General features: G+C 74.9%; 7 protein-coding genes and 2 pseudogenes. 7 read left to right on the forward strand and 2 right to left on the reverse strand.

Annotated features, from left to right (window positions below; genetic code table 11):
* Positions 1-40 precede the first annotated feature (40 nt).
* Positions 41-775: a DUF998 domain-containing protein gene (locus AB0K07_RS09945; protein WP_363752711.1), complete on the reverse strand. Its 735-nt coding sequence runs from the start codon at positions 773-775 to the stop codon at positions 41-43.
* 154 nt (positions 776-929) lie between these two features.
* On the opposite strand from AB0K07_RS09945, the gene aspS reads away from it, so the two are divergent.
* The 4 genes and pseudogenes from aspS (at position 930) to AB0K07_RS09965 (ending at position 5,726) form a co-directional block, all read left to right on the forward strand.
* Positions 930-2,735 (forward strand): aspartate--tRNA ligase, encoded by a 1,806-nt coding sequence (gene aspS / locus AB0K07_RS09950; RefSeq protein ID WP_363752713.1) that lies wholly within the window; start codon positions 930-932, stop codon positions 2,733-2,735.
* Between the two features lie 115 nt (positions 2,736-2,850).
* Positions 2,851-3,668 (forward strand): annotated as a pseudogene (locus AB0K07_RS09955) (sugar nucleotide-binding protein).
* Between the two features lie 69 nt (positions 3,669-3,737).
* Positions 3,738-4,337 (forward strand): helix-turn-helix domain-containing protein, encoded by a 600-nt coding sequence (locus AB0K07_RS09960; RefSeq protein ID WP_363752716.1) that lies wholly within the window; start codon positions 3,738-3,740, stop codon positions 4,335-4,337.
* Positions 4,338-4,436: 99 nt separating this feature from the next.
* A complete protein-coding gene (locus tag AB0K07_RS09965; protein ID WP_363752718.1) occupies positions 4,437-5,726 on the forward strand; it encodes an MFS transporter in 1,290 nt (429 codons plus the stop codon).
* A 21-nt stretch (positions 5,727-5,747) separates the two neighbouring features.
* On the opposite strand, the gene AB0K07_RS09970 is transcribed toward AB0K07_RS09965, so the two are convergent.
* On the reverse strand, positions 5,748-6,488 hold the full coding sequence (locus tag AB0K07_RS09970) for a GNAT family N-acetyltransferase (protein ID WP_363752720.1): 741 nt from the start codon (positions 6,486-6,488) through the stop codon (positions 5,748-5,750).
* A gap of 139 nt (positions 6,489-6,627) precedes the next feature.
* Between AB0K07_RS09970 and AB0K07_RS09975 the strand changes: the two genes are divergently transcribed.
* The 3 genes and pseudogenes from AB0K07_RS09975 to AB0K07_RS09985 all read left to right on the forward strand — a co-directional run.
* Positions 6,628-6,840 (forward strand): hypothetical protein, encoded by a 213-nt coding sequence (locus AB0K07_RS09975; RefSeq protein ID WP_089016611.1) that lies wholly within the window; start codon positions 6,628-6,630, stop codon positions 6,838-6,840.
* Between the two features lie 75 nt (positions 6,841-6,915).
* Positions 6,916-8,454: a replication-associated recombination protein A gene (locus AB0K07_RS09980; protein WP_363752722.1), complete on the forward strand. Its 1,539-nt coding sequence runs from the start codon at positions 6,916-6,918 to the stop codon at positions 8,452-8,454.
* Positions 8,451-8,972, forward strand: a pseudogene (locus AB0K07_RS09985) (hypothetical protein); the annotation flags it as partial. The gene AB0K07_RS09980 and the pseudogene AB0K07_RS09985, both read left to right, overlap by 4 nt.

Here is an 8,972-nt window from a genome sequence, read left to right on the forward strand (position 1 = left end):
GTGCCGGCGACGGCCGGACCGCGCCGGCACGGGGGTCGGCTCACGGGAGCCGACCCGGCCGCCGAGGAGCGGGCCCGTGGGTCGGTCGAGGGTGTCCCGGAGGTACGGCACCTGCTGTCGGCAGGTCCGGCAGGAGCGTCCCGGCGCCGGCGGCGGACCACGTCAGGTGCGCCTGGCGGGCGGAGAGCAGCGCCAGCAGTGGCCAGAGCGAGACGGCCACCGCCGTCACCCATTCGGCCAGGCCGGTGCGCGACCCGCTGGTCACCTCGTACGCGAACCAGCTGAACAAACCCAGCAGCAGCGCGCTGACGCTCAGCCCGACCGCCCGGCGGAACGCCCAGGGCGGCTCGGCGGCGCTCGGGTGCCCGGCGTCCGCACCACGCGGCAGTCGCAGCGCCGTACCGGCCGGCCAGAGCGCCAGGGCGAGCACGGCGACGGTCGCCACGATGCCGTGGCTGAGTGACCCGCCGACGGTCGGCCGGGGAACGGCGACGAGCGCGATGGTGGCGACCCCGCCGACGGCGAGCAGGAAGCGGCTGGGCAGGCCGGCCGCGTGCAGCACGGCGGCGACCGCCAGGTAGCAGCAGCCGAGCAGCACCAGGCAGCTGATCATGATCCACGCGTCGGTGGCGTCGTGCCCGGCCAGCTCGCTGATGGTGTCCCGGACCGGGTCGTACCCGGCGGGCTGGCGGGCCCCCGCGACCGTCCATCCGCTGACCAGCAGCAGGGGTGCGGCCGCCGCCGTGACGACCGCCCAGTTCGGTACGGCGCGCATTCGGCCACGTTAACCGGCGCGGTGGTCGGCCAACCCGGGTTCACCGGACCGTCCACCGGCGAATCACCCCGGCCTGCCGGGTGCCCCGGAGGGAGGACGGCCGACCCTGACAGAATGCCGGTGAGGACTGTTCCACGATGAGGAGTTGCCAGCCGTGATCCGTACCCACAATGCCGGAAGCCTGCGCGCCGCGGACGCCGGCTCGACGGTGACGCTCGCCGGGTGGGTGGCCCGCCGGCGCGACCACGGCGGCGTCATCTTCGTCGACCTGCGCGACGGCTCCGGCGTGGTCCAGGTGGTGTTCCGCGAGGAGGACGCGCACGCGCTGCGCAACGAGTTCTGCGTGAAGGTCACCGGCGAGGTGACCCGCCGGCCGGCCGGCAACGAGAACCCGGATCTGCCGACCGGCGAGGTCGAGGTGACCGCCGTCGAGCTGGAGGTGCTCTCCGAGGCGGCGCCGCTGCCGCTGCCGGTGGACGACCAGATCGAGGCCGGCGACGACATCCGGCTCAAGTACCGCTACCTCGACCTGCGCCGCAGCGGCCCGGCGAACGCGCTGCGGCTGCGCTCGCGTGCCAGCCACCTCGCCCGTGGCGTGCTGCACGAGCGGGACTTCCTGGAGATCGAGACGCCGACGCTGACCCGGTCGACGCCCGAGGGCGCCCGCGACTTCCTGGTCCCGGTGCGGCTCCAGCCCGGCAGCTGGTACGCGCTGCCGCAGTCGCCGCAGCTGTTCAAGCAGCTGCTGATGGTCGGCGGCATGGAGCGGTACTACCAGATCGCCCGCTGCTACCGCGACGAGGACTTCCGCGCCGACCGGCAGCCGGAGTTCACCCAGCTCGACATCGAGATGTCCTTCGTCACCGAGGACGACGTGATCGACCTCGGCGAGGCGATCGTCTCGGCGCTCTGGAAGGACCTGGCCGGGCACGAGATTACCCGGCCGATCCCGCGGATCACCTGGCACGACGCGATGGCCCGCTACGGCTCCGACAAGCCCGACCTGCGCTACGGCGTAGAGCTGACCGAGCTCACCGACTACCTGCGCGGCACCGAGTTCCGGGTCTTCGCCGGCGCGATCGACGCGGGCGGTTACGTCGGCGCCGTGGTGATGCCGGGCGGCGCGGCGCAGAGCCGCAAGGAGCTGGACGGCTGGCAGGACTGGGCCAAGGCGCGTGGCGCGCGCGGCCTGGCGTACGTGGTGCTGGACGCCGAGACCGGCGAGGCGCGCGGCCCGGTGGCGAAGAACCTCTCCGCCGAGCACCTGGGCGGGCTCGCCGACGCGGTCGGCGCCAAGCCGGGGGACGCTGTCTTCTTCGCCGCCAGCAGCACCACCCGGGAGGCGCAGGAGCTGCTCGGCGCCGCCCGCGTCGAGATCGCCAAGCGGGCCGGGCTGATCGACGAGAGCGCGTGGGCGTTCTGCTGGGTGGTCGACGCGCCGATGTTCGAGCGCACCGACGAGGGCGGCTGGACGGCCGTGCACCACCCGTTCACCTCGCCGAACGCCGAGTGGGTGGACCGCTTCGAGGAGGCACCGGACCGGGCCCTCGCCTACGCGTACGACATCGTCTGCAACGGCAACGAGATCGGCGGCGGGTCGATCCGTATCCACCGGGGCGACGTGCAGAAGCGGGTCTTCGACCTGCTCGGCATCACGCCGGAGGAGGCGCAGGACAAGTTCGGCTTCCTGCTGGAGGCGTTCAAGTACGGCGCCCCGCCGCACGGCGGCATCGCCTTCGGCTGGGACCGGGTCTGCATGCTGCTCGCCGGCGCGGACTCGATCCGCGAGGTCATCGCCTTCCCGAAGACCCGTGGTGGCTTCGACCCGCTGACCGGCGCCCCCACCCCGATCACCGCCCAGCAGCGCGCCGAGGCCGGCATCGACGCCAAGCCCAAGCCGCCAGCTACGGCTCACACCGGAACGGCAGGCCCGGCAGCCCCGGTAGCCGACCCGGTCTGACCCACCCGCCGCTTTCCCCGCCCCACCTCGTTGATCATGAGGTTGGCGGGGCCGCGCTCCGGCGCGTCGCCCCGTTAACCTCATGATCAACCTTGGTGAGGTGGAGGGGGTCGGGATGCGGAAGCGGGTGCTGGTCGTCGGGGCCAGTGGTTTCTCGGGCGCGAGGTCTGCCGGCGGGCGGCGGCGGCCGGGCGGCGGGTGTTCGGGACGTATCATCGCGGCGACATCACCGCGCCGGACGTCGCGGTACGCCGGCTGGATGTGACCGACCGCGCCGCCGTACGCGCGCTGGTCGCCGACGTGCGCCCGGACGCGGTGGTCTCCACCCCCTACCGGTACGACGACTGGACGGTCACCGCCGACGGGGCCGCGTACGTGGCGGTCGCCGCCGCCGAGGTGGGTGCCCGGCTGGTGCACGTGTCCAGCGACGCCCTGCACGCCGGCCGCCCGTCGCCCTACGCCGACGACGAGCCACCCACCCCGGTGAACGCCTACGGGGCCGCGAAGGCCGCGGCCGAGACCGCGGTGCGGGCGGTCGACCCCGGCGCGGCGCTGGTGCGCACCTCGCTGATCCTCGGGGAGGGCAGCAAGCAGATCCAGCTGTGCCGGGACGCGCTCGCCGGCCGGGCCACCCTGTTCACCGACATGATCCGCTGCCCGGTCGACGTCACCGACCTGGCCGACGCCGTGCTGGAACTGGTCGACGGCGACCACGCCGGCCCGCTCAACGTGGCCGGCGCGGACGCGGTCAGCCGCGCCGAGCTGGGCCTGCTGGTCGCCGAGCGGTTCGGCCTGGACGCCGCCGGACTGAAGACGACCACCAGCTCCGCCGCCGGGCAGGCCGGCCCCACCGAGGTACGCCTGGACTGCGCCCGCGCCGCCGGCCTGCTGCGTACCCGGCTGCGAGGGGTGCGGGAACTCCTGGCCCGCTGAGCCGCACGGATGCACACTTCTTGTGCATGATTCTTGTGCACAAGAAGTGTGCAGAGATAGTGTGCAGCCATGGATGCCCCCGTACCCGACGGCCCGGCAGCGCCGCGCCGGGTCCATCTGGACAGCCGGCAGGTCCGCACGCTGGCCCACCCGCTGCGGATGCGGCTGCTCGGCTCGCTCCGCGTCGACGGCCCGGCGACCGCCACCGCGCTGGCCGAGAGGCTCGCGACCAACACCGGCGCCACCAGCTATCACCTGCGCCAGCTCGCCGAGGTCGGGCTCGTGACCGAGGATCCGGACCGGGGCACCAGCCGGCAGCGCTGGTGGCAGGCGGCCCACGACATCAGCGACTTCGAGCCCACCGACTTCGACGACGACCCGGACGCCCGCGCCGCCGTGCAGTGGATCCAGGCCGACCAGGTGCGGGTGATGGCCGAGCTGGCCGAGCGGTGGATGGCCGTCGAGCACCACCAGTCCCGGGCCTGGCGCGACGCCGCCGGCATGAGTGACCTGGTGCTGCCACTCGACCCGGCCCGGCTGCGGGCTCTCAACGATGAGCTGTGGACGGTGCTGATGCGCTACCGCGACGAGTCCACCTCCGATGGCCCGGACGTGAAGCCCGTGCACGTGTTCCTGGCCGGCATCCCACGGCTGGACGAGCGCTGGTGAGCGCGAGGAGTGAGCCGGGGTTGCGAGCCCCACAGTCGCGAACTGAGGTGGCGTCGTGAGCGCGAGGAGCGAGCCGGGGTCGCGAACTCGGGTGGCGTCGTGAGCGCGCTGACCGTACGCCAGGTCCGGCGTCGCTACCTCACGCTGTACGGCCTGCGCTGGCTGCCCACCGGTCTGATGATCCCCGTGATGATCCTGCTGATGCAGGAGCGCGGCCTGTCGTTGCCGCAGATCGGCCTGGTCGGCACCGCACAGGGGCTGCTGGTGCTGGCGCTGGAGCTGCCCACCGGCGGGCTCGCCGACGCCCTCGGCCGCCGACCGGTGCTGCTCGCCGCCGGGGTGCTCAACCTCGCCTCGCTGGCGCTGTTCGCGGTGGCCGACTCGTTCGCGTTGTTCTTCGTGGTGTGGGCGTTGCAGGGGATCTACCGGGCACTGGACAGCGGCCCGTTGGAGTCCTGGTACGTCGACGCCACCCTGGCCGCCGACCCGGAGGCCGAGTACGAGCGGGGCCTCGGGTACGCCGGCACCGTCATCGGCGGGGCCATCGGCGCCGGTGCGCTGCTCAGCGGTGGTCTGGTCGCGCTCGGCCCCATCGGGTCGGTCAGCGCGCTCACGGTGCCCGTGGTGGTCGCCATCGCGGCCCAGGTGGCGGCGCTGGTCGCGCTGTTCGTCCTGCTGGTCGAGCAGCGGCCGGCCACCGGATTCGCGGCCGTGCGGGCCTCGGTGGTCCAGGCGCCCCGGATGATCGGCGAGGCGGTCGGGCTGCTGCGCCGCTCCCGGGTGCTGCTGGCCCTGGTGGCCGTGGAGCTGTTCTGGGGCTTCGGCATGGTCACCTTCGAGTCGCTGCTGCCCGTCCGGCTCGCCGAGGTGGTGGGCGACCCGGAACGCGCCGCCGCGCTGCTCGGGCCGGCCAACTCGGCCGCGTGGCTCGCCTCGGCGGCCGGGGCGGCGCTGACTCCACTGCTGCTGCGCTGGCCCGGGGCCGCGCCGGGCGCGGCCCTGCTGCGCATCATGCAGGGCGTCACGGTGGTCGGGATGGGCCTGTTCGCCGGACCGGTCGGGGTGCTCGTGGCGTACCTGGCCTGCTACACCGTGCACGGCGCGTCCAACCCGCTGCACAGCGGCCTGCTGCACCGTCAGGTCGACGGCCCGTACCGGACCAGCGTGCTCTCGCTGAACTCGATGATGGCGCAGCCGGCCGGCGCGCTCGGCGGGGTGGCCCTGACCGCGCTCGCCGCCGCCACCAGCGTCGGCACCGCGATGGTGGTCGGCGCGGTGGTGCTGGCCGTCGCCGCCCCGCTCTACGTGCCCGCCTGGCGCGCCGGCCGCCGGCCCGTCGACCCGCCCGTGGTCCCCGCGCCCGAGGAGCCACATGCCGCCGCGCGGTAGGAAGCATCGCTTCCCGACCCCTCAGGCGAGGCCTACGGAGCTGAGGGGGAGGGTGTTGGTGAAGCCGAGCCGGCGGTAGAGCCGCACCGCCCCGACGTTGTCCGGGTAGACGCCCAGGCCGACGGTGTCGTGGCGGGCCAGCAGCGCGCGGGTCATCCCGGCGGTCAGTGCCGCGCCGAGCCCCCGACCCCGCTGGTCGGGGGCGACGGTCAGGCCGGCGAGGAAGCCGACGTCGCCCCGGCTGCGGTCCGCGCCACAGGCCACCAGGCGGCCGCCGGCCCGGATGCCGTACCAGTCGACCACCCGCGGGTCGCCCGGGCGGGAGGTGGTGCTCGGGAACGCCTCGTCGATCAGCGCTTCCAGGGCCGGGCGGTCGGCCTCGGTGAGTCGGACCACCCGCTGCTCCTCGGGCTGGGTCGGCGGCGGCGCGCTGGTCCAGTGGAAGTCCCAGTCGTCGTGCCGGCTCACCGCCAGCCGGCCCGCCAGCAGGGCCGGGTGATGTCGGGGCAGGTGCAGCGACTGCTCCGGGAGCAGCAGCCCCTCGGCGACCAGCGCGGCACAGATCTCCAGCGCCGGCCCGGCCGGGCCGATGGCGCCGCCACCGGCTCCCTGCCCGGGCGGCGGCAACCACAGCACCGCGCCGTCGCGCCGGTAGCCGCGTGCCGGCGTGCCGAGCCAGAGCATGTGCCGGGCGTACGGGTGGTGGCCGGCGGCGGAGAGGATGGCGGCCCGGCCCTGGAGCACCTGGTCGTCGATGATCATGCTGTCCAGCGTACGAGCCGCTGGTCGGGCGGTCGTGGCGGGCCGGCCGACGTGCCCTCGTCCACCGTGGAGATTGGCGGGTCGACCGATTGGGTACATGTCGCGCCGACCTACTGGGAACCCCCACCGGAGGACCGACATGCTCGCCATTCTCGCGGCCATCGTCTTTGGCTTCGCCCTGCTGATCGACCTGCTCGACACGAACTTCGGCGCGCCGGACCTGTTCAACTGGAACACGCTCGTGCTCCTCGGACTGTTCCTGCTCGCGCTCTACCTGGGTGGCGTGGGCAGTGGCCCGCGCGGCGGTGGCGGCGGCCGCTGGTACCGGGGCCGGCGTCCTGGTCGTGGCTGACCGGAACCGATCACGGATGGCCCGGCTCGCGGCGCGATTCCGGCGTCGCGGGCTCGGCCCGGTACTGTCTTCGTGATGGAGTCCGACGCTCTCTTCTCCCTCGGTGCACCCGCCGGGCAGCCCAGTGCGCCCGCCGGTCCCGCCGGTGTCGACGGCTTCACTCCGGTAGCGGACGATTCGCCCCTGCCCGTCCGGATGCGTCCGGCGAACCTCGACGAGCTGGTCGGGCAGGACCACCTGCTCGCCCCCGGCGCGCCGCTGCGGCAGCTGGTCTCCGGTGGCGCCCCGATGTCGGTGATCCTCTGGGGACCGCCGGGCAGCGGCAAGACGACCATCGCGCACCTGGTGGCCGCTGCCACCGACCGCCGCTTCGTCGCCATGTCGGCGCTCTCCGCCGGGGTCAAGGACGTCCGGGCGGTGATCGAGACGGCCCGCCGCCAGCGCCGCTCGGGCGGCCCGCAGACCGTGCTCTTCATCGACGAGGTGCACCGGTTCAGCAAGACCCAGCAGGATTCGCTGCTCGCCGCCGTCGAGGACCGGACGGTCACGCTACTGGCGGCGACCACCGAGAATCCGTACTTCTCCGTCATCTCGCCGCTGCTGTCGCGGTGCGTGCTGCTCACCCTGCAACCGCTGGACGACGACGCGGTGCGAGGGCTGCTGCGTCGTGCCGTCGCCGACGAGCGCGGCCTGGGCGGCGCGCTCACCCTCACCGTCGAGGCCGAGGATCACCTGGTCCGGCTCGCCGCCGGTGACGTCCGCAAGGCGCTGACCGCGCTGGAGGCGGCGGCCGCCTCCGCCACGGCGCTCGGCGCCGGTGAAATCGACCTCGCCACCGCCGAGCAGGCGGTCGACGTGGCGGCGGTGCGCTACGACCGCGACGGCGACGCCCACTACGACGTGGTCAGCGCGTTCATCAAGAGCATGCGCGGCTCGGACGTGGACGCCGCGGTGCACTGGCTGGCCCGGATGCTGGTTGCCGGGGAGGACGCCCGGTTCATCGCCCGCCGGCTGGTCATCTTCGCCAGTGAGGACGTGGGCATGGCCGACCCGGCCGCGCTGAGCGTGGCCACCGCCGCCGCGCACGCGGTCGAGTACGTGGGGCTGCCGGAAGCGCAGCTCAACCTGGCCCAGGCGGTGATCCACCTGGCCACCGCGCCGAAGTCGAACTCGGCCACCACCGCCATCGGCGCGGCGATCGCCGACGTGCGGGCCGGCCGGGGCGGCCCGGTGCCGCGCGGGCTGCGCGACGCGCACTACGCCGGTGCCCGGGGGTTGGGCCACGGGACGGGCTACCGCTACCCGCACGACGACCAGCGCGGCGTGGTCACCCAGCAGTACGTCCCGGACGATCTGGTGGGCACCGACTACTACCGGCCCAGCCCGCACGGGGCGGAGCGGTCCGTGGCCACCCGGCTGCCGCTGCTGCGCCGGATCGTGCGCGGGCTGCCGGCTCCGGCCGCCCGTCCGGAGGCGCCGCCGGTCGGGTCGCCCGTAACGGCGCCGACCGCGCCGGCGCTTGCCGACGAGAACGGTCGCCCGGCGACGGGCACGGGCGGTCCCGGCACGATGCAGGACAGCGGCACGAACGCCGCAGGAGAGGGTCAACAGTGAAGTCGCGTGGTGCGGACCGCCCGGACGAGGGCCCGGACGAGCGGCGCGATTCCCGCGCCAAGGGGCGCCGCTGGGGTCGAGGCCGGGCCGAGGCCGAGCCGGAGGCGCCGGCGTCCGGCGAGGAGTTCGGCTGGATCGACGACCTGCGCTCGGCCAAGCAGCAGCGCACCGAGCTGGGCCCCGACGGCGCTCCGGCCGAGCCTGCCGGGCCGCGCGGAGGCGCTCCGGTGCCGCCCGCCGTCCCGCCGCCCGCCGCGCGCCGTGGCGACACGGAGCCTCCGGCCGGACGCCGGCCGGTGGACGGGCCGTGGCCGGGCGAGGCGCCGCCCCCGCCGGGTCGCCGGCCGGACGAGCGGCCAGCCACCGACCGACCCCGGGCCGCTGCCGGCGCCGCCGTGCCCGCCCCCGGTCAGGCGCCGCCTCGCGGCGCGGTGCCGGTGCCCGGCACCGGCCCCCGCGCCGCCGGGCCACCGCCCGCGCCGCCCGCCGCCGCCCGCCCGGCCGGGCGCGACCCGGCG

It is taken from the genome of Micromonospora sp. NPDC049301 (assembly GCF_040678715.1).
In the GTDB taxonomy this organism is placed as follows: Bacteria; Actinomycetota; Actinomycetes; order Mycobacteriales; family Micromonosporaceae; genus Micromonospora.

What these genes read in the sequence shown, in the direction of transcription:
- AB0K07_RS09945 (WP_363752711.1), bottom strand. Translation starts at nt 775, where the DNA reads ATGCGCGCCGTACCGAACTGGGCGGTCGTCACGGCGGCGGCCGCACCC.
- AB0K07_RS09960 (WP_363752716.1), top strand. Translation starts at nt 3,738, where the DNA reads ATGGATGCCCCCGTACCCGACGGCCCGGCAGCGCCGCGCCGGGTCCAT.
- AB0K07_RS09970 (WP_363752720.1), bottom strand. Translation starts at nt 6,488, where the DNA reads ATGATCATCGACGACCAGGTGCTCCAGGGCCGGGCCGCCATCCTCTCC.
- AB0K07_RS09975 (WP_089016611.1), top strand. Translation starts at nt 6,628, where the DNA reads ATGCTCGCCATTCTCGCGGCCATCGTCTTTGGCTTCGCCCTGCTGATC.
- AB0K07_RS09980 (WP_363752722.1), top strand. Translation starts at nt 6,916, where the DNA reads ATGGAGTCCGACGCTCTCTTCTCCCTCGGTGCACCCGCCGGGCAGCCC.